Below are 25,679 nucleotides of genomic sequence, written 5' to 3' on the forward strand. Positions count from 1 at the left end.
AACAGTTTTTAGCAGTTGAAGGTTGCTTTTGTCTATTAGATATCAAGCATCTGTATCACATCATAAGCAGGCGTTTCATAAGGATGCGCCTGTTTTAGTGCCGCTATGACAGCGTGAATCTTATTGTTTGCAACCACCATTTCTACCCGCCATTCTGCAACTTGTTCTATTTCATTGTGTTGTCCGATATGTGGCTGACTACCTGATAGAGGTTTAAACTGTCCTGTCCCTTGTACCTGCCAACAGCAGTGGGAATAGTTGCCAATCGTGCCTGCACCTGCGGAAAATAGGGCAGTTTTAACAGCTTCCAAATGACTATTAGGAATAAATACGGTGAGTTTATACATGGTTGTTTGTCCTTAATTATTTGTTCTATAGTCAGAGATAAAGACTCAGTAGTTATACATGAGCAACAAATAAAAAGCTGAACATAACCTTGTTATATTCAGCTTGTATCTGTTATTTGTTTGGTGGATAAAGAGCTACTAATCGGCTAAAGGAACACCGATACGGCGTGCTACTTCTTCATAAGACTCAATCACATCACCAAGGCTTTGACGGAAACGGTCTTTATCGAGCTTTTTCTTGGTTTCTTTATCCCAAATACGGCAACCATCTGGTGAAAACTCATCACCAAGGACAATGCGGTCATGGAATACGCCAAACTCTAGTTTAAAGTCAACCAGCATTAAGCCCCCTTCATCAAATAAGCCTTTAAGTACATCATTGACTTTAAAGGTAATCTCACGCATGGTATCTAGTTGTTCTTGAGTTGCCCAGCCAAGTGAGATAGATAAAGATTCGTTGACCATAGGGTCGCCCAATGCATCATTTTTATAAAATAGTTCAAATGTTGGAGGTGTTAATGCCATGCCTTCTTCTAGACCAAGGCGACGTACCAAACTACCTGCAGCAAAGTTGCGTACCACACACTCTACAGGAATCATATCCAAACGTTTGACTAAGACCTCATCGTCTGAGAGTTGACGCTCAAAATGGGTTTCAATACCTGCATCAGCAAGCTTTTGCATAATAAAGGCATTAAAGCGGTTATTTACCTGACCTTTACGCCCTAGTTGTTCGACACGTTCACCATTAAAAGCAGAGGTATCATCACGAAAGTGTAAGATGAGGTAGTCTGCTTCATCAGTTTCATAAACGGTTTTTGCTTTACCTTTATACAGCAGTTGTTGTTTTTGCATGACTGTATGTCCTGTCATTAAAATAATCCATGCTGAACATGGTTTGAAAAGGGAAGTCCTACCTTGTATTAAGACAGGACAGATGAACTATTAGCGTGTATTAACCTGATATCTTTTAAAGCGATTAATGCAGTTATGATTTTATTTATTAGCTGGCATTCATACGATGAGGTGGTGGCGGTAACTCATAGCGCTTGCTATCTTCTTTGGTAATGGGTAGGGTGTTTTCTCCCAAATTTGGTGTTGGATATAGTGGAATAAAGGGTGCTGTTTGCTGAGCCTCTGGTAGTTTGAGCGGTTCAAGCTGTTTGGCATCGACATAGTCTAAACTACCATTATCCACTTTATTTAACCAACCTTTGGTAGTCTGACAACCAGTGAGGCTAAGTGTAATTAGCATACCAGCACTAAGCCAGCGAAGAGTACGTATGTTCATAAGGTCATCCTTACTTATACACCTTGTTGATATTGACCATGATTATGTGTTTGGCTTGGTATCAGGTGTATGAATGTTTAAAATAAGCAGATTTCAAAAAGGCAGATGAGTATGACAGCGTTATTAATTTACTAGACACTCATTTGCTAAATATTTACTTACTAAGCACTTATTTACTACGTGCGATTATTAGTCAATTAAATGTGCTTGTCTCAGTGCGTTATCCGTTTGTGTATGATACTTTTCAGCTAACCATACCAAGGGTAAGCGGATACCCTGTTCAATTTTACCCATTTTATGCAAGGCATATTTTACTGGAATAGGGCTAGATTCTACAAACATGGCTTGATGTAGATGCTTAATAGGGTCATGTAGTTTTTGCGCTTGCTCAAAGTCACCTTGTAAAGCAAGGCTAAAGACATCACTCATCACGTTAGGAATGATATTTGCGGTGACTGAGATATTACCTTTGCCACCAACTTTGGTTAGCTCTAATGCTGTTCCGTCATCGCCAGAAAGAACAACCAAACGCTCTCCCATTGCTTCGATTAATGCTTTGCCACGCTCTACTGAGCCAGTGGCATCTTTAATAGCAACAATCTGTTCAATATCTGCAAGTCGCTCTACAGTTTCTTGAGCAATATCGACTACTGTACGCCCGGGTACATTATAAAGCATCTGTGGAATATCAACTGCCTCAGCGATGGCTTTATAGTGTTGATATAGCCCTTCTTGTGTTGGCTTGTTGTAATAAGGGGCAACCAATAATGCACAGTCTGCGCCAGCTTCTTTGGCATCTTGGGTAAGTTTGATAGCTTCTTTGGTATTGTTAGCACCTGTGCCAGCGATAACTGGCACACGTCCATTGACATGCTGAATAAAATAACGAATAACATCACTGTGTTCTTGCATGGATAGGGTAGCAGATTCCCCTGTAGTACCAACCGCAACGAGGCAGTGTGTGCCTTGTTCAATCTGCCAATCAATCAGCTCAGCCAGACGCTTATAATCAACATCACCGCTCGTGAGCATGGGAGTGACTAAGGCGACCATAGAGCCTTGTAAGCGGGTTTTGATGTCGTTATATGCACTGCTCATAAATTTTACCTTTAACTTAATTGTAAACCTATGTTTTTAGGGATATCTTAAATATTTATCTTGTTGCTTCAATCATAGTTGAAGCAATCATTTTTCGCTAGTGTAGCATACTCAATAACAACGGTGCATACCTGCGAAGAGATTTTATAGTGACTTATTGTGTTGTTTTATCATCATTAACTATATCAGATTAAGAATATCAATGGTTGGCTTTGTGCGCCAGCGTAAAGGTAAGCCACAAATACCAACCCCTACACTGTGAAAATAGTGCATCGTCCCTGCTTGCGAGCCTGTTATTTGTGAGCCTGTTATTATTGTTACATTATCTAAATCTGATTGGCTCAGTGTCAGTGATGCTGGTGCAATGAATAATGTTGTAAGAGCAGAATTGTCTGTTTTTGCTAAATGTGAGCCGTATGAGCGCTGTATTTGTTGGTACTGCGCCACTGAGGATAGCAGTATGACCTGTGCTTTAGCCTCTGATGACTCTGGCATAGGCTGAATATTGGTTACATCATTTACATCAGTGGCATTGGCAATAAGCAGATGATGGTTAGATATCGTCATTGGTGCTGTGACTTGTATCAGTCCTAATGCGGTAAATGCCTTGTCTAAGCTGTCTTCAAGTAGTGACTGACCTGCATTAGGCGGTATGTATTGCAAATCATGACTTCCTTGGATGACGTAGACAGGCTTGTTAACAGACTTTAGTGATAATAGCTGTCCAACCAAATCGGCACTGGGATAGTATAGCCAGTCTCCCAAAATACAAAATGCATCAACATTAAGTTGGTTTATCTGTTGCACTAGCTGTCGGATATGGCGAGGCTTACCACTAAATAGCCCCATTTTAATGTCAGAAATAACGCCGAGCTTAAAGCCAGCCGTTGTTTTATCTTGAGTTAGGTTTAGATTAATAGTGTGTTGGCGAAGTTGTAATTGGTTGGGTATGTAGAGGCAAAAATAGCCATAAATTAATAGTAGCCCTGCAATGAATAAAGCAAGAATCATAGAAAAGTCATAATAACCAACGGCAAGGGCTAATAGTAGTAACCAGATAGGAATACTATAGGCAAAATAATATAAGCATAGTCGCCACCAAATACGAAAAAATCCAGATGATGGGTTGTGATTAAATGTTTGAAACCATGCCCATAATAGGACATATGCACCAGCACTCATACTGGTATATTTCATAATGGTGTCTAAGGCATGGGGCATAAAGCTATACACTTTAATGAGATATATAGAATATGTACATATAAAGAGTTATATATCATACACATAAACAGCTATCCTAGCGGATTTTGCCGATGTTGGTCTATTATCATCAACAGTTTGATACATAAAGGAAACATTTGCTTAGTATTTGATAATAGAAATTATGAACGATATAAAAAAAGACGCTTTGATAAAAGCGTCTTTTGGTGTTTTGTGGAATATCTAAATTTGTAGTGCTTAAATAATGGCAGAGCTGAGTTTATTGCCCGCTATTTAATACCAGCTTCTTTAAGCAAAGCGCCCAATGTGCCGATTTTATTACTGTTAGCATCAGACTTGCTTTTGTTGCGATTGTCTGAAGATTTTTGACGGCGATTAGGATTTGTACGGTTGTCTGCTTTTCTTGCATTTTGTTTACGTGGTGCAGGTTTTTTATCTTTAGCTTTTTCCGCAGTACGCGTGCTGGTAGAGGATTTTTGACGTTCATCTTCAGACTTCATACTAAAGCCAATACGTCCTCGTTTCTCATCAATAGAGATAACTCGAACAGAAACGATATCACCAGGTTTGACACGGTTCATTGGGTCTTGGACAAAGTCGTTTGCCATTTGTGAGATATGTACCAAACCATCTTGGTGGACGCCGACATCAACAAAACAGCCAAAGCCAGTTACATTGGTAACGACGCCTTCTAGTTGCATGCCTTCTTCTAAGTCACTGATGCTATTGACATCTTCACGGAATTTAGCCGTTTTAAACTCAGGGCGGGGGTCGTGTGCTGGCTTGGCTAACTCATCTAAAAGAGAGCGAATGCTGATATTATCATCATTGGCAGCACTTAGCGTATCTGTATTGAGCGTCTCCAGCTCACTGCGATTACCTAATACATCTGTTAAGGCTTTGCCTGATTGCTCAAGTAGCTCTTGTACCAGTGCATAGCTTTCAGGATGAACCCCTGTTGCATCAAGTGGGTTTTCACCATCACGTATGCGTAAGAAACCAGCCGCTTGCTCAAATGTTTTAACCCCTAAGCGAGGCACATTTTTAAGCTGTTCACGGTTGCTAAATGCGCCATGCTCTTTGCGGTAGTTGACGATTTGTTGGGCGACATTGCGGTTTAGACCAGCAATGTGGGCTAAGATAGCTGGACTGGCTGTATTGACATCCACACCAACAGCGTTAACGCAGTCTTGGGTGACTTTATCAAGACTATCAGATAGCTGAGTTTGGTTGACATCATGTTGATATTGACCAACACCAATGGCTTTTGGCTCAACTTTGACCAGTTCAGAGAGGGGGTCTTGTAGACGACGAGCAATAGAGACAGCACCACGTAAAGAGACATCTAAGTCAGCTAACTCGTCACTGGCAAGCTCACTGGCAGAATAAACCGATGCGCCAGACTCATTAACAACAACAGCAGTGGCCTTGATGTCTTTATCAGCATCAATAATAGATTTGATTAAAGCATCTGTCTCACGGCTAGCTGTTCCGTTACCAATTGCAACGAGATTGACTTGATGGGCTTTTAGTAATTGGCTAATGGTTTGTTTTGCTTCATCAATTTTATTATCAGGTGCAAATGGATAGACAGTTGCAGTTGCAGGGCTATCATCACTGTTTGTCGCAACATGTCCTTGCTCATCAATGACTGCCATTTTGACACCATGACGGATACCTGGGTCGACCCCTAAGATGACTTTTTGTCCAGCAGGTGCCGCCATTAATAAATGCTGTAGATTGCTGGCAAAGACATCAATAGCATCGGCTTCTGCAGCAAGGCGTTTCTCCGTTAGTAGGCGATGCTCAATGTGAGGACGCCATTTATCTTGCCATAGGCTTTGTGCTGCTTCTTGTAAGAATTGACGACGCTCTACAGGTTGTTTCGCATCTATTTCAAACTGATTGATGATTTTTTCAATAAAGGGAGCATCTTCACCATCAACTTTTAGGGTCAGTACATTTTCCTGACGGCCTCTCAGCATGGCTAGTAGACGATGATTTGGCAAACGAGCTAGGCTTTCACTATGCTCAAAGTAGTCTGAGAATTTCTCACCTACTTCACGTTTTTCTTCACTAGCCACCGCAGAGTTAAGCGTTGCTGTTTTGGCAAAACCAGTACGCAGCGTGTCGAGCAAGTCTAATGACTGTGTCCAGTTATCAATGATGATGGCTTGCACACCTGCCATCTGTTTTTCAGTATCACTAAAGTCAACGTCGATTTCATTGCCAGATTCATCAACGATTTTTTCAGGTAAGGCATAATCTGCTAATGCTTGAGAAGGGGTGACTTCTTGAGTTAGCAGTATGTCAGCGACTTTATCGAGACCAGCAGCACGTGCTTTGGCTGCTAGTGAGCGACGACGAGGACGATAAGGCAAGTAGATATCTTCAAGCTCAAGCTTTGAAGTGGCATTGTCGATGCGTGACTTTAGCTCATCAGTCAGATTACCTTGAGATTCTAGTAACTGGATAATCTTTTGACGACGAGTCGCCATATCACGCTCATAGCTCAAGCCTTTTTCTAAGGCACGAAGCTGGGTGTCATCCAGACCTTGAGTCTTTTCTTTACGATAACGGGCGATGAATGGTACGGTTGCCCCTTCATCATAAAGCTTCACAAAAGCGTTTACCTGAGATGTCTTAACGCCAATATCTTTTGCCAATTTTTCATGAATGGCGGTGATGGTTTTGGCGTCTAGTACGTTCTCAGAGGTGTTTGCCGTAGTTGTGCTAGGCGTATTTTGTGTTGAAGCGGTATCAGTCAGGCTCATATCTATGTCAATGATTACTTGAAGTGTGGGGGCATTATAGCAAAAGTGACAGAAATAAAAATCCTTTTTACTTTCATTGAGTACCAATATTTGTGCAACTCACACTAATTTTTATACAAAGTATCCATAATCGGCATCTATAACCGCCTTATAAACAGTCTTCATAAATAATCTGAGATATGAGTGATAGGGGAGAACGAGAGTTGTTTTTAGCAACAACTTCTAGCAATAGTAAAAGTGTGCTATGACAGCATTTTAAGTTTTATAAGCATGTTTGTGTGCTATAAGATAGTGTTGGTAAACAAACCCATACAGCTTTCTTATGCTTTTAGGGTGTATTTCAAGAAACAATCTTATAAACTAGAGAGTATATAAAATAACGTATGTCCTCTGTCTTGTCAGACTATTCAGGTGATGATAAAGGGGAAGGAACGACGTCAATATAGATATTAAACTCGATAAAGGAAGTCAGCCATGTCAGATAATATACAAGATACCCTTACACAGCGCATTTTAGTTGTTGATGATGATGCACGTTTGCGCTCACTGCTACAGCGCTTCTTAGAAGATGATGGATTTGTGGTGCGGACAGCCCATGATGGTAATCAGATGGATAAACTGATGCAACGTGAGCTGTTTTCATTAGTTGTCTTAGATTTGATGCTACCTGGTGAAGATGGCATTAGCATTTGTAAGCGTCTCCGTGAAGATAATAGCGATATTCCTATTATTATGCTGACTGCAAAAGGTGCAGATAGTGACCGTATTGCTGGGTTAGAGGCTGGTGCTGATGATTACTTGCCTAAGCCCTTTAATCCCAAAGAGCTGTTAGCACGTATCAAGGCTGTATTGCGTCGTCAAAGCCGAGAGCTTCCTGGTGCGCCAAGTCATCAAGTCGAAGTGGTGGAGTTTGGTCCTTGGTCTTTGGATTTGTCTACTCGAACGCTGAAACGTGATGGTAATGTGGTGACATTGACCACAGGTGAGTTTTCAGTGTTAAAAGCATTGGTGCAACACCCACGTGAGCCTTTAACCCGTGATAAGTTGATGAACTTAGCACGTGGACGTGAATGGGGAGCAATGGAGCGCTCAATTGATGTGCAAGTCTCTCGCTTGCGTCGCTTGATTGAAGATAACCCTTCACAAGCTCGTTATATCCAGACAGTCTGGGGTGTGGGTTATGTCTTTGTACCTGATGGTAGTGAAGGATAAATATTAAATATCCTAGGGTCTGTTAAAAAGTAGCAGATGCAATGGTTCTTATTGAGCAGGGCAATGTATTGTAAATGCTTGATAAGTAAACAACTGTACTGATTTTTTATATTGAGTCTATGACTAAAAATAGTGTATTTTAGAGAGCATATTTGCTATAGAGCATGAGTAAGATGACTGTCAGATAGCTATTTATTAATAGCAGATTATGAACCTTAGGGTTTGGTCAGTGCTTAGCATGCTTAGTTCGTAATGATTATAACCGTCATCATTATTATTGAGCTGTTGTTTTTGGCTATAATAGCGCCAGTGTATTAGCAGATGCTGTATCGTTGTATAAGTTTATGGTTTTATAAAGAATTTAATGGGAGTTGAAGATTATGGACAATCAAGAAAATCTTGTCCGTCGTAATGGGCAAGAATGGTTAAAAACTTATGATAAATTGGGTTTAACTTATGATATTACCCTGCCTGCTGCTGATACCTCATTAATTGATGTTTTTGAGAGAAGTTTTGCTAATTATAAAGACAAAACAGCTTATGTTTGCTTAGGGGCAACACTTTCGTTTGAACAGTTAGACCATTACAGTCAGCAAATTGCAGCTTATCTACAATCTTTAGGGCTAGAGAAAGGGGATAAGGTGGCAGTCATGATGCCTAATATCCTGCAAATGCCAGTTACGGTATTGGCAGTGATACGGGCAGGCTATGTGCTGGTCAATGTCAATCCGTTATATACTTCCAAAGAGCTGGCACATCAACTTGATGACTCTGATGCCAAGGTGTTATTTATCATAGAGAACTTTGCCAAAACCTACCAAGACATTGGTAAAAAGATGGTCGACCATGTTGTGATTGCCTCTTTGGGTGACTTGATGGGGACGTTTAAAGGATTCTTGGTAAATACCGTGGTCAGGCATGTGAAAAAGATGGTGCCAGACTATCAAATATCGGGCAGTATTACGTTTAAGCAGGCACTGAAAAAAGTACCAAGAAGTCGTTATAAACGCCCCAATAATGTCGGGTTAGAAGATGTGGCTGTTTTACAGTATACAGGTGGAACAACTGGCGTTGCCAAAGGTGCAATGCTGACCCATAAAAACCTAGTAGCTAACTTGATTCAGGCAGATACTTTCTTAGGTGGTGGTTTGTCTGAGTATGAAAATAGCAATACACAGCCTGTTATCATGACCGCTCTACCCTTGTATCACATTTTTTCGTTTACTGTATGTGGCATGTTCGGGTTAAATCGAGGCTGTATCTGTTTATTAGTACCCAATCCACAAGATAGTAAAAGCTTGATTAAGGCATATAAAGACTATCCACCAACATTCTTCCCAGCAGTGAATACCTTATTTAATAGTCTGGCAAATAATGCCGAGTTTAAAGCGCTTGACCATAGTGGATTGCGAATGTCGATGGGTGGTGGTATGGCAGTCCTGCGCCCCACAGCGGAGCTATGGGAAAAAGTTACTGGTAATGTCATTATTCAAGGGTACGGACTATCTGAAACTTCCCCTATTGCCACAGCAAACCCTATTACTCTAACAGAATTTACTGGCAAAATTGGTATTCCTATGCCAGGCACACAGGTAGCCATTTTAGATGAGGCAGGACATGAGGTCGCATTAGGTGAGCGAGGGGAGATTAGTGTTCGTGGTCCTCAGGTAATGAAAGGATACTGGAATCGTGAAGATGCTACCAATGACGTGATGACCGATGATGGTTTTTTCCGTACAGGGGATATTGGGGTGATGGATGATGACGGTTATATCACCATCGTTGACCGCAAAAAAGACATGATTTTGGTCTCAGGGTTTAATGTTTATCCCAATGAAGTCGAAGATGTGATGACAGGACATCCAAAAATCGTTGAATGTGGGGTGATTGGTATTGAAGATGAGCGCAGTGGTGAAGTGCCAAAAATCTTTGTCGTTCGTAGTGATGAAAGCCTCAGTGCCAAGGACGTTTTGGCATATGCTAAGCAAAACTTAACAGGTTATAAGCGTCCTCGTCATGTTGAGTTTTTAGAGGAGCTACCAAAATCCAATGTCGGTAAAATCTTGCGTAAAGAGTTGCGCAAGTTTGAAGAGCAGAAAGGGCAATAAGCGTAAAAATCTGGGTATCAGTTTATCTTGTAGAGGTATCTGATAGGAAGATAATCGCTTTTCTACACTGAAAGAGCGCCATATATAGACTATTTATTATATAAAATAGTACATAAGAGATGACTTTATATTCACAAATTATCACTTAATGGCGCTATTATTATTATAAATTTGCATTACTCTATAACGCAAAGATATCGTGGTACTTGCGAATCATTATCTTTTCGTTAACAATTAGATATTGCTATATACTTGTTTTAACCATTTTTTCATTAGGTAACTTTATGACCACAAATAATAACTCGCATGATGATGCCCCAATTTTTCGTCAGTCTCGCTATCCTCAGATACCAGAAATCCCCAGTGACCGCCCTTGGTTAGACTCCTATGAGCGCTATGGTATTCCTGCGAGTATTGATTTACCCGATGAAAGCAGTTCGTTATTAGATATTTTTGAAAGTAACTTTGATCGTTATAGTAATAAGACAGCATTTATTTGTATGGATGCGACGATAAGCTATCGTCAGCTAGATTTATATAGTCGTCAGATAGCCGCCTATTTGCAGTCATTGGGGCTAAAAAAAGGGGATAAAGTCGCAGCTATGATGCCCAATGTTTTACAGTATCCCATTGTTGCCTTGGGTGTTATTCGGGCTGGCATGACTTTAGTGAATGTGAATCCACTCTATACAAGTCGTGAGTTATCGCACCAGCTAGAGGACAGTGGTGCAAAAGCCATCTTTATCATTGAAAACTTTGCTAGCACTTTACAAAATGCAGAGCATAAAGGGGATATTAAGCATGTAATCGTCTGTAGTATGGGTGATATGCTGGGATTCGTAAAAGGTCATATTGTTAATTTTGTTGTGCGTCATGTCAAAAAGCTGGTACCAAGCTTTTCATTGCCAGATAGTATTGATTTTAAACAAGCATTGAATGCAGTTTCAGCCAGTCAGTACCAACGTCCAGATGTGAATTTGGGTGATGTGGCACTATTGCAGTACACAGGTGGCACAACAGGTGTTGCTAAAGGTGCAATGTTGACACATGGTAACTTGGCTGCCAATATGCTCCAGATTAGTGGTTTGATGAACAGTGCCTTTGAAGATGACGTGAATGCAAAAGATATCATTTTAACAGCACTACCACTTTATCATGTATTCTCATTTATGGTCTGTGGTATGTATCCAATGTATCAAGGCTATGCCAGCTTATTGATTCCAAACCCTCGTGATTTGGATGATTTAATCAAACAAATTGATAAATATAAGCCTTCTTTCTTACCTTCTGTCAATACTTTATTTAATGGTTTGGTGCATCAAGAGGCCTTCAAACATCTAGACTTTTCTAATCTTAAAGCCTCTATCGGTGGGGGCATGTCTGTATTGCCTAGTGTTGCCAAAGAATGGCATGATATTACTGGACTACCCATTGTTGAGGGTTATGGGTTGTCAGAGACGTCACCTGTGGTTGCATTTAATCCAATGACAATTTCTGAGTTTACTGGAAAAATTGGTATTCCTGCATCTAGCACGGATGTGATTTTGATTGATGATGATGGCAATGAGATGCCAATTGGTGAGCGTGGCGAAATCTGTGTTAAAGGTCCACAGGTGATGTTGGGCTACCAAAACCGTCCAGAAGAAACGGCTGAAAGCTTTACAGATAATGGTTACCTAAAAACAGGTGACATTGGTATTATGGATGAAAAAGGCTTTATCAAAATTGTTGACCGTAAAAAAGATATGATTTTGGTTTCTGGCTTTAATGTTTATCCGAATGAAATTGAAGAAGCCATTTCTGAGCATCCACAAGTTTTAGAGTGTGGTGCAATCGGTGTACCAAGTGATGAGCGGGGAGAAGAGCCAAAAATCTTTGTGGTGAAAAAAGGCAATGTGACCGAAAAAGAGTTACTAGATTTTGGTAAAAAGAATTTAACTGGCTATAAGCGCCCACGTCATGTGCAGTTTGTTGATGAACTACCAAAATCTAATGTAGGTAAAATTTTGCGTAAAGAGTTGCGTAAAATGGAAGGGTTAGATTAGTCAGTATTAGGTTGATATAGGGTCTACCATACTATTTTGAAATAACTGTCATCATCAGAGTTCAGTAGTTGCGATTATTCATACATCAGGTTAGGATAGTCACAGTTAGACCCAATATACATTCTGATTACCATATCAACATTATCAAAAATTGGGGCTGTTTGTCAGAAACTGTCCCTTTTTTTATGCCTCTTTTCTTATATCAATTTTTTATATGATATCACTTTACCTTTCATACTTTATTTTTAAACAGGATAATCTTAAACCATGCGTATAGATAATCGTGAGCTAAACCAACTTCGTCAAGTCACCTTTGAGAGAAATTATACCAAGCATGCAGAAGGCTCTGTATTGGTCTGCTTTGGTGATACCAAGGTGCTATGTACTGCCAGTGTTGAGCATGGCGTACCACGCTGGCTAAAAGGGCAGGGTAAGGGCTGGGTGACAGCTGAGTATGGTATGTTGCCTAGAGCAACGAACACCCGAAACCAGCGTGAGGCGGCACGGGGCAAACAGTCAGGACGAACCCAAGAAATTCAGCGTCTTATCGGGCGTAGCCTACGTGCGATGGTTGATTTATCAAAACTGGGAGAAAATACCATCTATGTTGACTGTGATGTTATTCAAGCAGATGGTGGCACAAGAACGGCTAGTATCACTGGTGCTGCGGTGGCGATGATTGATGCTTTAGAAAGCCTCCAACAAAAAAAGAAACTAAAAGCAGACCCTTTAATTGGTTTGGTAGCGGCGGTCTCTGTTGGGGTCAAAGATGGTGAGGTGTATCTTGATTTGTGCTATGAGGAAGACTCAAGCTGTGATACAGACCTAAATGTGGTGATGACCCAAAAAGGTGAGTTTATTGAGATTCAAGGCACAGCAGAAGAGAAGCCGTTTACCCGTAGCCAAGCTGATAGTATGTTAGCAATGGCAGAAAAAGGCATTGCTGAGCTGATTACTTTGCAACAAACAGCATTGGGCTGGTAGTTAATACTAAATATATAGTTGTTTATCCATAAGAAATAGGGCGTACAGGGTGTATTGATAGTTTCAATACACCCTGTATGCTATTTTTTTATCAAAAATCTAACAACATTCCTTAAGTATTAAAACCGCATTTCTAACTCAGCACCAACATTATTAATGGTATAGCTTTTTGAGGCATCATTGCTATCTAAGCGCTGGTGTTGGAAAGTTAGCTTTGGAAATATGACACCAGCAAAGTTTAGCTTTTCATGCCATAGGCTGGCATTGATAGAATATTCTTTATCAGCACGATTTTGCTGATTGCTAAAAAATGATGCACCTTCATAGTCTCGTTGGTGATAACTTGCCCCAAGTTGAGAGCTGATGCCTTGCCCTTGTTGCCACTGTTTTTGCCAATTGGCTCTCAGTCCTTTTTGTCGGTAGCTATCGTCACCATCACGAGTTTTATATTGGCGATAGTAGTCAAGACCAGCACTAATACTTTGATGGTTATCCAGTGCATGTAGCCATGTTGCACTGGCTAAGTAGTTATGATTGTCTAAAAACTTGCGCTTGGCTTCTTCATGTTTCACTTGTCCAACTTCTACTGCACCATATAGATAGTCATTATCTGTTATCTTAAAGCGACTGCTACCACGTATACCGATACTTTGATTATAAGGTTTATTGCCATAGAGTCGATATGACCAGACAGGTGCAAGTAGATATTGTTGTTTGGCATCTGCCCAACCTAATCCCGCAGATAGGCGCAGGCTATTGTCATTGTAGTCATGCTCTTTAAAGTATTGTTTTGCACTATAACCTGCTTGAGCTTGGGTGAAAAATCCGTGGCGCTGTTGCCACTGTTTACTAAGTTGTAGTGAGTATGATAGGGCATGGTCAGATATAGGGTCATCAAATGTCCAGCGTCCATAGTGTTTTTCATCAGGGGCGCGGTTAATGTTGTTATCTTTGACGACAGTACCAGACAGTTGCCATTGTAGTTTATCTTGTTGTGCAATCAATTGACGATATTGATTAATAATAGTATTAGGAATTTGTTTAGAGTTTTCTAGATGTTCTAACTGTGCGTCAGCTTCTTTAAATTGGCGATTTTCTATCAGTGCTAAGGCAAGCTGCCAATGTAGCACATCATTTTGAGGATATTTTTCTATAAGCTGATTAAAAGCTGTAATGGCAACCTTGGGCTTATTTTGGTATCTCGCCAGCATTCCTTTTGCTAGCAACAAAGTATCTGCATCATGTCCTGACCACTGCTCATAAATAGGCAGTAACTCTTGAATACCAGACATGTGTTGCTGAGCAATCACTGAAATCATGGCTTGTTGCAATAATTGTGGATGTGCCAAGAGATAGTCTGCATTGACATCCATCGGTGGCGCATTATCTGCTTGCTCTTTATTTATTGGAGTGGGGATGGTTTGGTGGTCGTTTTGCTCTGGTGAGGCGATAGGTAGGTCATTATTGAGCTGTTGACTGGCAATATCAGCAGGTTTTGGTGTGATATCTGTTGGCTGTGTACTTGTTGTATTGGCATGTCCATAAGATATTGCACAAGTTAGTAAACAGAGTAGGGCAGTAGTAGCAATGTATCGGTGATTGGCATGAAAATTTTGCATAAGAGAACCAGTGAGCAGTTGTATTTGAATGTTTAGGGTCTATTGAACGTTTATCCTTACATAAAAAGTTGAGAAACTGATTTTAATAAGTAGTGTCTTAATCAAGGCAATGAACGTAGGTAGCTTATTGCTCAAAGCAAGGCAAAGTAGGATATTAACCAGTTTATTAACGCTTTATCATGCAAAGTAAATACTAGCTTAACAGGGTGAATGTTCAATAGATTCTAATACCTTGAAACTTAATGGATGTAAAAATGATGGCTATAAAAAAGGTGACCTTCTTTGTTCTGGTAAGAGTCATTAAAGGTCACCTTATATGTTTAGATATGGAGTTTTATTAAAGTTTGGACAGTTCTTAGAACGTAAACTCCACACTTAAACCATAGTTACGACCTGGTGCTGCGAGTAGATTCGTATCATCAACACCTGTTGTATCTGCAAACTCTTTATTTTGACGTAATGATTCCCAAGTTAGATAACCATAATCAAAGATATTGTAGACTCCACCACGCAAGGTAATATTGTCATTAAAACGGTAATGTCCAGTTAGGTCGGTCACTCGCCATGAAGGAGAGACAAGATTACTGGTTGGTGTTTGACCTTTTAACTTACCTGTATGGCGTTGTTGATTGAGTTCATCAGCCTCTTTTGCTGCCGAATATGTGGTATTTAAAGCCATACCCCATTTATCATTAGGGCTAACATAAGAGATACCATAAATGACACGTAAAGGCTGTACCATATCGAATGCATAGCTTCTAGCATTGTCAAGCTGCTCTCCAATACCTGAGCTATCACGCATTTTGACAATACCTGCACTTAGGTTCGCTTGTAATCCAGCAGGAACTTTTTCCCATAAGCTATGTAAATCTACTTCTGAGCCTAAATCAAACCCATGAACATTAACATTCTGATAGTTTGTATAACCCAAAGGCTTACTGCCATCAGGGTTTAACTTGGTTGCACGGTCAATAAAGTTGTCATAGCTGGTTCTAAAATAACTGCCTTTGATATATCCAAAGTCAGTGTGATAGATAGCGCCAATTTCATGGTTTTGAGCGGTTTCAGCTTTTAGTGGTGGCTGTACTTCATTACTCTTGATACCACCTGTAATACCTAGTTGCTCTCCAAAACTTGGTACTCTAAAGCCAGTACTATATTTATAAGCAAGCTCAAGATTGTAGGTTGGAGTATAGGTTAAGCCCAAATTATACGAGGTGTTTTTAAAATCGCTATTGGAGTATAAGGGTGTATCTTTGTTACCAGTATACTGTGTATTGATAATGATATTTGATAGATCTGATTCAAACGTATTACTGTCATAGCGTAAGCCAAGTGACATTCCCAATTTATCTGTCAGACTAATACTATCATTGATACCAATAAAGTAGTTTTTATGAGTAATATCATGCTCTAAAGGAGCAAGTGAGCTTGATGATAAATGGATAGATCGAATAGGATAATAAGTATCGACATGTACATTCTCTTCTAAGCTCTCATTTTTTCCATCGTATACCAGTGCTTTTGATAGTGTGACATCTTTTTCTGGGTTATTACGGTCAAGATATCTAACAACAGCATTTCTTTGGTTTAAATCACTATTGTTATAAACAGTTGTCTTATAACCTGTAGCTATAGATAAGTTATGGGATGTATCAGCAATATCAAAGTTTTTATGTGTTAAGAGGTTAATACGTTTTGTATCAAAGCTTTGCTTGAATTCATTATGATGTGTATATTGTCCTGCCTCAGTTGCACTGCAATTGCGGTCAACGCTGGGCCATTTGGCACAGTTAAGTAAATCATTGTTACTACTGGTGTTTAACAGTTGTTTATCCAGCTGTAGGTGTAAATCATCAATAATGCTTGTGTTGGCTGGGGTATATTTATACTCTAAGCCTTGGCGTTTATTATGATGAATATCAGTAACAAAATAGGTGGGTGTATATTTATAAAAATCGCTCATGATAGGGGTTGTCATCTTTGGAAAACCATCAATGCCAGCAATCATACCTGAGCGTATGGGTGATTCAGGATGTTTATCACTGCGTGTCTCTGAAAAGTCTGTGCTATGATACTGATACTTAAACATATTACGAACATCGTAGGTTTGTTTGGTATCTTCAAATACAACCCCTACATAATGCTCATCATTAAAACGATAACCTGCTTTAGATAAAAAGGACTCACTTTCATAATCCATTGGATTAGGTATACGGCGATCAGGTCCTGTTAGGTCTTCAGCAGAAAAACTAACGGTTTCTGTAATAGCTGGAACTTTAAATCCATTCAAAGCGTTATAATTTTCTGCAAATCTATTATCGATTATAAATATTTTACTGTCATCGACACCAGTAACGACATTATTAACTGTTGTGGCTGGAAGATTATAGATATCATCATGAGGTTTAAGCTCATTACCTTTACGTTTGGTATATTGTACAAAGCCTTCCCAACCGTCTTTTTGACCACCAAGTCCAGCAGAGTATACATAGCGATTATCTTTACTGGTATAGCCTGCTTTAACACGTCCACCAAATAGTGCATCATCACTAACAAAGTCAGAAGTATCTTTGGTCTGCATCATCACTGCACCACCTAAGGCACCACTGCCTGCATAGGTAGAGTTCGCACCTTTACTAATCTCAACCAACTTTAGGTTTTCAAACTCTACTTCATTTTTTGCCCCACTTTCTGTACCAGAGCCATTACCATAACGCTTGATAGTTTCCCCTTGGCTTAGTCCATCGACCATGACCGCAACACGTTCTTTTTCTGCCCCACGAATAGAAAAGCCAGAGCTTGTACCACGCCCTACAGACTCATTGACAGCGACACCTGCGTCATAACGAGTTAGGTCTCGGATACTTTCAACTTGTTGCTCTTTTAGGGTTTCGGCAGTTTTGGTAATTTGCCCCAGACCAGTGATGTCTTTATTTTCAGGTCTTGCACGGCTTCCTACTTGAATAACAACAGCTTCAAGCTCGGTATGAGGTGCATCTTCAGCTTCATTAATAGTTGCTGTATTGTTGACTTCAGCAACAGCTTGTAATGGCAGAGTGGTGAATAAAGCCAGAGCAACCGCTTTGGCTAAAGGGTGATAAGCAGGCAATGAGGAATTGTGTAGCATAATGTATCCTAGTCCAATTAAGTCTATTGAAAAATAGTGGAATTACTTAAATCGAAATGATTATCAATACTAACAGCTTAAAAATTGACAAGCACAGAAAGCAGGGGTGCTAACTGTGCTTGCTTTTAGTCAGCAGATAACAATCAGCTGGCTAAGTATAAATGTAACAGATTGATTTTGCAGATTATTTTGTTTTCTTACCAGCAAAGACGCCTGCAAAGCTGTTATCTTCTTTGCTAAATTGTCCACCTAGCTCATTGGCATTATCACCAAAGAAGCCACCTGATAAATCTACAGAGCCTTTGATACGACCTTGGGTGCCATCTTTATCATTTGTTAGACCACCAGCAATAATATTTGCTGTACCTGCAAAAGTGTTACCTTGAATATCGACTTTATTTAAAGTCATTGCTTTATTACCATCAGGTGTTAAGAATTGACCAGTTAATGTTTTTTCAGCAAAGTTTGCAGTAAAGTTAAGCTGAGCATTACTGGCTTTACTTATGCTGTAAGGTGTGCCATTTTCAGCTTTACCACTAGCAATCCAGTTGCCTTCATATTTTGCTTCACCAGTTGGCATAGCTTGGGTAAGCTGACCTTGGTAGAAGTAAGTATATAGAGGATTCTCTTTATCTGTATTTGTTTGAACAGTACCAATACGGGTAAATTGTAGTGGTAGGTTTTTGTCTTTATCAGTAAATACGTTATCAGTTTGTGTTAATAGGTCGATTTCAACACCATTTAAATTAATGCTATTAACGTTAGGTAGTTTGGTAGTGCTGGCTAACACTTCTTCAAAGTTAGTCACAAATTCAGAGTTTTTATTGAAATCGATAGAACCAGATTTGTTGTAATTTACTTCTGGTACAGGTTCACCTTCTTTGATGCCTGTACTATCAGTTTGCTTGGCAGCAAATACACCAGCAGCATTTTCACTGATAAGCTTACCTGCAAGTTCAGCACCTTGCTTACCAAAGAAGCCACCAGTAACAGTTGCTATATCTTCATTAGTTGCTTTGTCTGTAGATGTAGCTGTTGCTGTAAACGTGTTACCAGTAATATTACCCTTTAAACCATAGGCAAAAGCTCGACCTTTAGCATAATTTTTATCTAGATTTCCACGGATGGTTTTATCTGCAAAATTCACAGTGAAGTCTGCAGGTGCTCTAGAGTTAAAGCTGTTACCACCATAGCCCGCTATCGCTTCGCCCGGATTAATTTCTACCTTTCTAACTACTTCCCATAGTCCGTTATATTCAGCAGTGCCACTAGAGGGGAGTAATTCAGAGGCATCTTTGCCACGATAAAATATGTTGGCGTATTTAGGATCTTGTCCATTAAATACAGCGCCAGCTTTGGTATGATCAAACTCCACCATTTTTAAAGTTTCAAAATTATCACTATTGATAACTAAGACCATATTATCATCTTTAATATTATCATTAATAGTAATATTACGGTCAGCAGTTTCAGCTTCAGGATGATAGTTGTAAGCATCATTAGTAAAGCCCTCTTTAGTAATGGTTACTTTCTTTGTTGCACCATCTGAGTTTTGTTCAGGGCTATTAACATAGGTGAGAGTGTTATAATCATCGGCATTGGTATTCGTTTTGGCGGCAGATGTATTAATACTGGCATTGGTTGCTTTTTGCTCATCTGTCATGCCATAAAGTGTGGGTCCACCTGTAAATGGTGATGCGATAGAATAACCATACTCTGGCTCAGGTGCAGGCTCTGCTGAGTCATCTTCACTTTTTTTATTGAAGTCAGCAACTGTTGATTTTGCTAAATCAACTTTTTTAAATTTTTCTTTAGGTGTCTCTGTACCACCATTACCAGGAATATTGGTAGTAGGGTTAGTAGAGCCTGTATTTAAGCCACTGCCAGTACTACAAGCGGTGGTCATAGCAGCGAATACAGCAATGCAAATTAGGCGTTGTTTGGTTGAGAACATAAGAATATCCTTTATGGTTAACATCGTGTGAAACATGGATTTGCTAATGCAGCAAAGAAGACACCGTTATGGTGGTAACGCTCGAATGTTACTAACATAATGAAGGTTGTTGGTCATGAGTAACATGAAACATGGGTACAGATATTTACAGTATTGATGTTTGTTTTGTAAAATAAAAATAAATTAAAACAAACCTGTAACAAATTTCACCACTTTGCAATGGCGCAATAATGATAATGATTTTGATTTATAAAATCAATATGTTTTATATTTATTAATTATTAGCTTTTTTGACTAAGCAGTCGTTTTATACTGAAAAATGAGTTGGATACTGGATGAGGAAGATATATCTTGTAAAAATATATAGTTACATCCAGTTATTACGATACAATCCGTATTAAATTAAGAATATATTGTTCGGATTTATAAGATATACTCAATATCAGTTAGAAACACAATAGGACATCCTCTCTATGCTCAAACTTACTGATAAAGGCGCTGTGATCACGTTGGCAGGACATTCTGATACAACTGGAGATGGTATGTTCTGGTTTGGAGCATCTTTGCTTATTGGCGCGATTGCAGTTGCAGTTGCGATGAGTTTTCTATCAGATAGATTAGCCATTGGTGCATTGGCATTGCTTGTGGTTGGCTGTTTTATTTTTAATAGACGCCGTCAGCAATATAAACAACAGACAGAAAAAGTGATTCAATCAGGTAAATTAGTTGTACGCCAAGGAGAGTTTGAGCATCAACTGGGTAATCGTTCGCAATGTATTCAGCTAAATACAGGAGATACTGTGTTGCAACAGGATCAACAGTTGCAAGTTATTACTGCTGAGGGTGTGCAACGCTATCGGATTCTTGGTTTTGAGTCGGCAAAAGAGGCAGAGGTGATGCAGGCAGTATTACAGGGACAACAGTTTGGGAAGCGCCATGCCAAGATTCAGATGCAGTCTAATTAACCGTCTATCGATTTGATAGTGTATACCTAGCTTGATGAATATCTAGAATGGCTTGACAATAACCAGTATCACTACAGCTATTAAGATAAAGACAGGTAGTTCGTTAAACCAACGCCAAAAAGTGTGGGTTTTATAGTGTGGATTTGTCAGCAGTTGTTTGCGGTAGTGGCCACAACTGAGGTGATAAAGGGTGAGACAGATGACAAGCGTCAGCTTAATATGTAGCCACAGTTGCGTTTTATAGATATCCCAACCTAAAAAGACCATCCAAAGACCAAATGTCCAAGTTGCAACCATAGCAGGGGTCATGATACCACGGTATAGCTTGCGCTCCATGATGGCAAAGCGCTCTTGGCTGATGCTATCGTCACTCATAGCATGATAGACAAAGAGTCGAGGTAGATAAAAAATTCCAGCATACCAGCACACCATAGAGATGACATGCCAAGCCTTAATCCAGTTAAAGTATTCAACCATGCTAGGTATGACCTTAGTTATCAAAGAGAATTATAAGAGTGACCAGCGAGGGTCTATTATACTTGATAGATATCTACTGAAATAGTAAGGGACTGTTTCTCTCAAGTCTCTCATTTTTTTCAGTTTCTAATTCTCTAAAAATGCAAGCTCAGTTTTACGTCAGCTCTAATGCGCTGGTATGTCCAGTGGTTGCATCAATAACAGGAATTTGTTTTGGTTTGGCAACTTGTGCGGTTAGCCCTAAGATACGCATCAGACGGTCATCATTAGATTGGCTGGCATTGTTGGTAGTCAGTAGTTTGTCACCATAAAAGAATGAGTTTGCTCCAGCCATAAAGGCAAGTGCTTGCTCAGCATCAGATAAGCTCTCACGTCCTGCTGATAAGCGCACATAACTTTGTGGACAGCAGATACGAGTGACTGCAATGGTGCGAATCCATTCAATGACAGACAGTTGCCCCTCTTCTAGGACTTTATCACCCAGTGGTGTGCCTTTGATAGGAACCAGTAAGTTAACGGGAATAGACTCAGGGGGAATAGGCATTTTGACCAGTTCATATATCCAGTCAATACGGTCTTCACGGCTCTCACCCATACCGACAATACTGCCACTACAGACATTAATACCTGCTTGGCGAACATGAGCAATGGTATCTAATCTGTCATCATAGGTTCGGGTGCTGGTGACACTGTCGTAATAGTTACGAGAAGTATCGAGGTTGTGGTTATAGTAGTCAAGACCTGCTTCTGCAAGTTGCGTCGCCTGCTCGGGCTTGAGCATACCTAGCGTCATACAAGTTTCTAGCCCCAATGCCTTGACTTCACGAATCAGCTCAGTGACATAGGGCATGTCTTTAGCGCTGGGGTGCTTCCATGCTGCCCCCATACAAAACCGTGATGAGCCAGATGCTTTGGCACGTTTGGCAGCCGCGATGACTTTTTCTATCTGTAGACGTTTTTCGGCTTGTAGACCAGTTTTTTTACGATGATGTCCAGATTGTGAGCAGTAGCCACAGTCTTCTGGACAGTTACCTGTTTTGATAGATAGGAGGGTACTCACTTGGACTTCATTGGCATTAAAGTGCTGGCGGTGTACCTGCTGAGCTTGAAGCAACAGGTCCATCAAAGGCATATCAAATAAGTAAGCAATATCCTCACGGCTTATTTTTTTTAGTGAGTGTGTCGCATCTATTGATTGTTCAATAGATGCTGAGCCGTATTTCATTGCTATATCGTCTATATAATCGCTCATACTAGCCTCGTCCTTTAGGTATCTTGGCGATGTTTATTGGCATGATAAGGTATCAGTATATTAAATATGTACTATATGAGTACAGCTCTATCATAACCTCGTATAGTTTGAGATAGAGACCAGAATACAGGTTTTTGTGGATGGTTATTTACCCAGTTTATGTTTGGCGACACCAATCCAGTGTTTGGCAAACTGCTGAGCCTGATATACATAAGGCTTGGCTTGCTGGATGTAGGGTTTTAGCTCTTCTGGTACTTCTGGGACAATATGTTTTGCCAGTTTGTTAAACCACATTAGCAGGCTATAGTCACCTTCCATACTCAGTTTACCTTCTTGGATGGCGGTCATAAACGCAGCAACATCACCACCTGTTAGAAGCTTAACGCCTGTTGCTGAGTCTTGAAAGTCAATACTAAGACTTGGAGATTCAGCTTTGCCTGCATGCTGGCTAAACTTGCCATTATTAAAATGGTAGTAACGTGCCACACCAGCTGCTTCACTACCAATCTGAATGGTGACGTCACGATCTACAAGCAGTTCTGTGAACTCTTTGTTATTGCTATCTGCCAGCATAGATAGACGATAGCCAATCGCTGCTAATAAGGCGTCTAAAGGGTCTGCTTTAACATTTAATACAGGAATCGTAAACATAATATTGTCCATTTTTGGGATTTATAGTCATTATGGTATCACATACAGACTTTTACAATGGTAGTGTAAATGTATGAAAAAAGACAAGCCCAAGACTTGTCTTTTCTAGGTAGTATATTTTTAGTGTAGGCTTTTTGGGCAACTCTCTTGTTACCTCTCATTTCTTATACAAATTAATATTAATAAGAATTTGATAAGTTATCGCAAGCATTAATGTATCAAACCAGTGAACTGTTGTAAACTTAAAAATTATTACTAATCCAAAAAATAATCAGAGGAGGACTATTTATATTTTGGATGAAATTGTTCTGTATTATGAAAACGAGGTTGGTACTTCTTATAAATAGGGGTATGTTCGATATAGCTATCAGACTCTAAAGATGACTGTGTATCGAGACTGCTTTCTGAAGTGTTGCTAACATCAGTTTGGCTGATTTTATACAGTGACCAGATGGCAAGAGGAATCCATGTGATGGCTAGTGCGCAGACATAAGCTTGCCAGTTATCTAATGGTAATATATACAGAATAAAAGTATGTATCTGGTTGACAAGCAGTCCATAAAGCATGCCAGCTATTAGATACCCCAGTAAATAGCGATGGGATGAGATAAGAGTAGCCAGAATACCAATAGTCAATAAGGCATAACCTAAAATTGACCATGATGATGTTGTGGATAGCCATGCTGTGTTCATTGCGATAACCATGATGATAACCTCTTAACTGTTAACAGTCTTTGAAAGGTACAATGCAAAAACTAATATAAAAAACTAACATAAGGAAAAAGTATAAAACCACACTAAAGAGTTAGTTTTTGCATTGGATTGGTTATCATTATGCGATGCTTTTTTGAAAATAAAAAGACAGAAAATGCAGTTTTGCGACAACAGTTGACGTATAGTTTTTTATTATTGTTGTCGCAGTCTGATAGCGCCATGAGTCCTCAAGGATTGCTGAACATGGCAATGTCGGTGATAAAATTATGAATATTTTATGACACAGTTATGAGGTAGCTGAAGCAGTAGCGGCGCTAAAAACAGTCGTATCATAGCCTAAAATATATAGTACACCCTCAAGCCCAGTCGCATTGATAGCTGCATCAGCACGTGCTCGGACAATTGGTTTTGCATGGTAGGCAACCCCTAAATCTGCATGTTCCATCATCAGCAAGTCATTAGCACCATCACCAACACAGACGATTTCAGACTCAGAAATATGATGATGCGTGGCAATCTTTTGTACTAATTGTGCTTTACGTTCTGCATTAACAATGGGTAAATTTACATTACCACTGACTTCACCTTCAACAATATCCAAGATATTAGAGTGAACCTCATCAATACCTAAGAGTTGAGCAATACGCTCAGCAAAATAAGTAAAACCCCCAGAAAGTAGTACAGTATGGTAGCCAAGAGCTTTTAATGTAGCGATGGTTGTGCGTGCGCCTGTTGATAAACTCAGGCTTTGAAAGACATCTTCTAACACATCTGTAGACAGACCTTGCAATAAGGCAACCCGTTGGATAAATGACTCATCAAAGTTAATCTCACCGCGCATCGCAGACTCTGTGATTTCATTGACTTGCTCACCAATCCCTGCCACTTTTGCCATCTCTACAATGACTTCTTGTTGAATCAGTGTCGAGTCCATATCAAAACAAGCTAAACGGTGTGGGCGTAGCATCTGCGCAACAGAGACAATATGACAGTCTATGGCGGCATCTCCTCCCATGTCTTCTGTGATTGGTAATGTTTCAATAAACTGACGTAAATGAGCAGTTAGTTGTTCATCCAGAATATGTGCAGCGGCTGTTTTTTTCTCGGCAGTGATGGATTCAGATTGTGCAGGAAGCAATACATAACGATAAACTTGTACATCCGTTAGAGGCTCGATTAGCTGTGCATCGGTATTGAATGAATCTGCTGTTGCAACAGGAATAACACGCCATGATGGCTGATTGTCTGCCCATTCCTTAATATGATCGTCTAGTGCGCCGGTTGTTGGTGTATTGCCTGTTTTAACTGGGGTGTCAGGTAGTGCATTGGTTTGGGCAACTACAATAAGTGCAAAAATGGGAAGAGGATCTAAGTTACTGGCATTGGTGATATCAGCAACATCTGGTAATAAGTCTTTGGCTTGCTCAAGAGCGCGATGCCAGCAATCGAGGTGGGGCAACTGTAACTTGGCAACATCTGAGTTTGTAGTTGCATTATTCGAGAAGCTTTGCGTTGTCGCAGTGATTGAAATATTATTAATAGAAGTATTTGTTGCCATGATTATGTATCCTTTGAGCTATAAATTGCAAACTAGGTGACGTTATAAAAGTATAACGTATGCTGTGGCAAATTTTAGAAATTATCACAACTTTCTTTTTTATTGGACTTTTTACTATTAGGTATTTCTAGGTAAAAAAATTGCATAAAATAATATGGCAAAATACACACGCTAGAAGCCTATTTTTATATAATATGAATCCAGTTAGATAAATTGCAAAGCCAGCTTTGTATAAATAGCGTCAAGCTACCTATCTAAAGCCGACTGATGTATCTTATT

The 25,679-nt window shown here is 39.8% G+C and carries 19 protein-coding genes; 5 read left to right on the plus strand and 14 right to left on the minus strand.

Going from position 1 to position 25,679, the window contains the following annotated elements:
- Nucleotides 1–35: 35 nt before the first annotated feature.
- The 6 genes from FHK88_RS01700 to FHK88_RS01725 all read right to left on the minus strand — a co-directional run bounded on the left by FHK88_RS01700 (nucleotide 36) and on the right by FHK88_RS01725 (nucleotide 6,731).
- On the minus strand, nucleotides 36–347 hold the full coding sequence (locus tag FHK88_RS01700) for a YqfO family protein (RefSeq protein WP_227429048.1): 312 nt from the start codon (nucleotides 345–347) through the stop codon (nucleotides 36–38).
- A 138-nt stretch (nucleotides 348–485) separates the two neighbouring features.
- Complete coding sequence (gene purC, locus FHK88_RS01705; protein WP_227429195.1) at nucleotides 486–1,202, minus strand: phosphoribosylaminoimidazolesuccinocarboxamide synthase; 717 nt, start codon at nucleotides 1,200–1,202, stop codon at nucleotides 486–488.
- 148 nt (nucleotides 1,203–1,350) lie between these two features.
- The gene (locus tag FHK88_RS01710) at nucleotides 1,351–1,638 is read right to left on the minus strand and encodes a hypothetical protein (protein WP_227429049.1); all 288 of its coding nucleotides are present in this window, start codon (nucleotides 1,636–1,638) and stop codon (nucleotides 1,351–1,353) included.
- A gap of 189 nt (nucleotides 1,639–1,827) precedes the next feature.
- On the minus strand, nucleotides 1,828–2,736 hold the full coding sequence (dapA, locus tag FHK88_RS01715; RefSeq protein WP_227429050.1) for a 4-hydroxy-tetrahydrodipicolinate synthase: 909 nt from the start codon (nucleotides 2,734–2,736) through the stop codon (nucleotides 1,828–1,830).
- A gap of 180 nt (nucleotides 2,737–2,916) precedes the next feature.
- The gene (locus tag FHK88_RS01720; protein ID WP_227429051.1) at nucleotides 2,917–3,957 is read right to left on the minus strand and encodes a metallophosphoesterase; all 1,041 of its coding nucleotides are present in this window, start codon (nucleotides 3,955–3,957) and stop codon (nucleotides 2,917–2,919) included.
- A gap of 269 nt (nucleotides 3,958–4,226) precedes the next feature.
- The gene (locus FHK88_RS01725) at nucleotides 4,227–6,731 is read right to left on the minus strand and encodes a Tex family protein (protein WP_227429052.1); all 2,505 of its coding nucleotides are present in this window, start codon (nucleotides 6,729–6,731) and stop codon (nucleotides 4,227–4,229) included.
- Nucleotides 6,732–7,205: 474 nt separating this feature from the next.
- Between FHK88_RS01725 and ompR the strand changes: the two genes are divergently transcribed.
- From ompR to rph, 4 genes are all read left to right on the plus strand, one after another.
- Entirely contained in the window at nucleotides 7,206–7,943 is a 738-nt protein-coding gene (gene ompR, locus FHK88_RS01730) for a two-component system response regulator OmpR (protein ID WP_227429053.1), read from the plus strand.
- Nucleotides 7,944–8,323: 380 nt separating this feature from the next.
- Nucleotides 8,324–10,051 carry an AMP-binding protein gene (locus FHK88_RS01735; protein ID WP_227429054.1) on the plus strand — a complete coding sequence of 576 codons (1,728 nt, stop codon included), beginning with the start codon at nucleotides 8,324–8,326 and terminating at the stop codon, nucleotides 10,049–10,051.
- Between the two features lie 284 nt (nucleotides 10,052–10,335).
- Nucleotides 10,336–12,096: an AMP-binding protein gene (locus FHK88_RS01740; RefSeq protein ID WP_227429055.1), complete on the plus strand. Its 1,761-nt coding sequence runs from the start codon at nucleotides 10,336–10,338 to the stop codon at nucleotides 12,094–12,096.
- Between the two features lie 267 nt (nucleotides 12,097–12,363).
- Nucleotides 12,364–13,080 carry a ribonuclease PH gene (gene rph / locus FHK88_RS01745; RefSeq protein WP_227429056.1) on the plus strand — a complete coding sequence of 239 codons (717 nt, stop codon included), beginning with the start codon at nucleotides 12,364–12,366 and terminating at the stop codon, nucleotides 13,078–13,080.
- 119 nt (nucleotides 13,081–13,199) lie between these two features.
- Here the strand turns inward: rph and FHK88_RS01750 are convergent, their stop codons facing one another.
- From FHK88_RS01750 to FHK88_RS01760, 3 genes are all read right to left on the minus strand, one after another.
- Nucleotides 13,200–14,699, minus strand: coding sequence for a surface lipoprotein assembly modifier (locus tag FHK88_RS01750; protein ID WP_227429057.1), 1,500 nt, complete (start codon nucleotides 14,697–14,699; stop codon nucleotides 13,200–13,202).
- A 355-nt stretch (nucleotides 14,700–15,054) separates the two neighbouring features.
- Nucleotides 15,055–17,829, minus strand: coding sequence for a lactoferrin/transferrin family TonB-dependent receptor (locus FHK88_RS01755; RefSeq protein WP_227429058.1), 2,775 nt, complete (start codon nucleotides 17,827–17,829; stop codon nucleotides 15,055–15,057).
- Between the two features lie 184 nt (nucleotides 17,830–18,013).
- The gene (locus FHK88_RS01760; RefSeq protein ID WP_227429059.1) at nucleotides 18,014–19,783 is read right to left on the minus strand and encodes a transferrin-binding protein-like solute binding protein; all 1,770 of its coding nucleotides are present in this window, start codon (nucleotides 19,781–19,783) and stop codon (nucleotides 18,014–18,016) included.
- Nucleotides 19,784–20,256: 473 nt separating this feature from the next.
- Between FHK88_RS01760 and FHK88_RS01765 the strand changes: the two genes are divergently transcribed.
- Nucleotides 20,257–20,748 carry a hypothetical protein gene (locus FHK88_RS01765; protein WP_227429060.1) on the plus strand — a complete coding sequence of 164 codons (492 nt, stop codon included), beginning with the start codon at nucleotides 20,257–20,259 and terminating at the stop codon, nucleotides 20,746–20,748.
- A gap of 42 nt (nucleotides 20,749–20,790) precedes the next feature.
- Here the strand turns inward: FHK88_RS01765 and hemJ are convergent, their stop codons facing one another.
- From hemJ to serB, 5 genes are all read right to left on the minus strand, one after another.
- Nucleotides 20,791–21,225: a protoporphyrinogen oxidase HemJ gene (gene hemJ / locus FHK88_RS01770; RefSeq protein WP_227429061.1), complete on the minus strand. Its 435-nt coding sequence runs from the start codon at nucleotides 21,223–21,225 to the stop codon at nucleotides 20,791–20,793.
- 154 nt (nucleotides 21,226–21,379) lie between these two features.
- Nucleotides 21,380–22,450 (minus strand): biotin synthase BioB, encoded by a 1,071-nt coding sequence (gene bioB / locus FHK88_RS01775; RefSeq protein WP_227429196.1) that lies wholly within the window; start codon nucleotides 22,448–22,450, stop codon nucleotides 21,380–21,382.
- 171 nt (nucleotides 22,451–22,621) lie between these two features.
- On the minus strand, nucleotides 22,622–23,128 hold the full coding sequence (locus tag FHK88_RS01780; RefSeq protein ID WP_227429062.1) for a hypothetical protein: 507 nt from the start codon (nucleotides 23,126–23,128) through the stop codon (nucleotides 22,622–22,624).
- A gap of 282 nt (nucleotides 23,129–23,410) precedes the next feature.
- Nucleotides 23,411–23,833 carry an AciT family ciprofloxacin tolerance protein gene (gene aciT / locus FHK88_RS01785; RefSeq protein WP_227429063.1) on the minus strand — a complete coding sequence of 141 codons (423 nt, stop codon included), beginning with the start codon at nucleotides 23,831–23,833 and terminating at the stop codon, nucleotides 23,411–23,413.
- A gap of 295 nt (nucleotides 23,834–24,128) precedes the next feature.
- The gene (serB, locus tag FHK88_RS01790; RefSeq protein ID WP_227429064.1) at nucleotides 24,129–25,400 is read right to left on the minus strand and encodes a phosphoserine phosphatase SerB; all 1,272 of its coding nucleotides are present in this window, start codon (nucleotides 25,398–25,400) and stop codon (nucleotides 24,129–24,131) included.
- Between the last annotated feature and the right edge of the window lie 279 nt (nucleotides 25,401–25,679).

Source organism: Psychrobacter sp. I-STPA6b, assembly GCF_020662265.1.
Lineage (GTDB): Bacteria > Pseudomonadota > Gammaproteobacteria > Pseudomonadales > Moraxellaceae > Psychrobacter.

What these genes read in the sequence shown, in the direction of transcription:
- purC (WP_227429195.1), bottom strand. Translation starts at nt 1,202, where the DNA reads ATGCAAAAACAACAACTGCTGTATAAAGGTAAAGCAAAAACCGTTTAT.
- serB (WP_227429064.1), bottom strand. Translation starts at nt 25,400, where the DNA reads ATGGCAACAAATACTTCTATTAATAATATTTCAATCACTGCGACAACG.
- dapA (WP_227429050.1), bottom strand. Translation starts at nt 2,736, where the DNA reads ATGAGCAGTGCATATAACGACATCAAAACCCGCTTACAAGGCTCTATG.
- FHK88_RS01755 (WP_227429058.1), bottom strand. Translation starts at nt 17,829, where the DNA reads ATGCTACACAATTCCTCATTGCCTGCTTATCACCCTTTAGCCAAAGCG.
- rph (WP_227429056.1), top strand. Translation starts at nt 12,364, where the DNA reads ATGCGTATAGATAATCGTGAGCTAAACCAACTTCGTCAAGTCACCTTT.
- FHK88_RS01700 (WP_227429048.1), bottom strand. Translation starts at nt 347, where the DNA reads ATGTATAAACTCACCGTATTTATTCCTAATAGTCATTTGGAAGCTGTT.
- FHK88_RS01725 (WP_227429052.1), bottom strand. Translation starts at nt 6,731, where the DNA reads ATGAGCCTGACTGATACCGCTTCAACACAAAATACGCCTAGCACAACT.
- FHK88_RS01760 (WP_227429059.1), bottom strand. Translation starts at nt 19,783, where the DNA reads ATGTTCTCAACCAAACAACGCCTAATTTGCATTGCTGTATTCGCTGCT.
- FHK88_RS01740 (WP_227429055.1), top strand. Translation starts at nt 10,336, where the DNA reads ATGACCACAAATAATAACTCGCATGATGATGCCCCAATTTTTCGTCAG.
- FHK88_RS01710 (WP_227429049.1), bottom strand. Translation starts at nt 1,638, where the DNA reads ATGAACATACGTACTCTTCGCTGGCTTAGTGCTGGTATGCTAATTACA.
- FHK88_RS01750 (WP_227429057.1), bottom strand. Translation starts at nt 14,699, where the DNA reads ATGCAAAATTTTCATGCCAATCACCGATACATTGCTACTACTGCCCTA.
- FHK88_RS01780 (WP_227429062.1), bottom strand. Translation starts at nt 23,128, where the DNA reads ATGTTTACGATTCCTGTATTAAATGTTAAAGCAGACCCTTTAGACGCC.
- FHK88_RS01735 (WP_227429054.1), top strand. Translation starts at nt 8,324, where the DNA reads ATGGACAATCAAGAAAATCTTGTCCGTCGTAATGGGCAAGAATGGTTA.
- hemJ (WP_227429061.1), bottom strand. Translation starts at nt 21,225, where the DNA reads ATGGTTGAATACTTTAACTGGATTAAGGCTTGGCATGTCATCTCTATG.
- bioB (WP_227429196.1), bottom strand. Translation starts at nt 22,450, where the DNA reads ATGAAATACGGCTCAGCATCTATTGAACAATCAATAGATGCGACACAC.
- aciT (WP_227429063.1), bottom strand. Translation starts at nt 23,833, where the DNA reads ATGGTTATCGCAATGAACACAGCATGGCTATCCACAACATCATCATGG.
- FHK88_RS01720 (WP_227429051.1), bottom strand. Translation starts at nt 3,957, where the DNA reads ATGCCCCATGCCTTAGACACCATTATGAAATATACCAGTATGAGTGCT.
- FHK88_RS01765 (WP_227429060.1), top strand. Translation starts at nt 20,257, where the DNA reads ATGCTCAAACTTACTGATAAAGGCGCTGTGATCACGTTGGCAGGACAT.
- ompR (WP_227429053.1), top strand. Translation starts at nt 7,206, where the DNA reads ATGTCAGATAATATACAAGATACCCTTACACAGCGCATTTTAGTTGTT.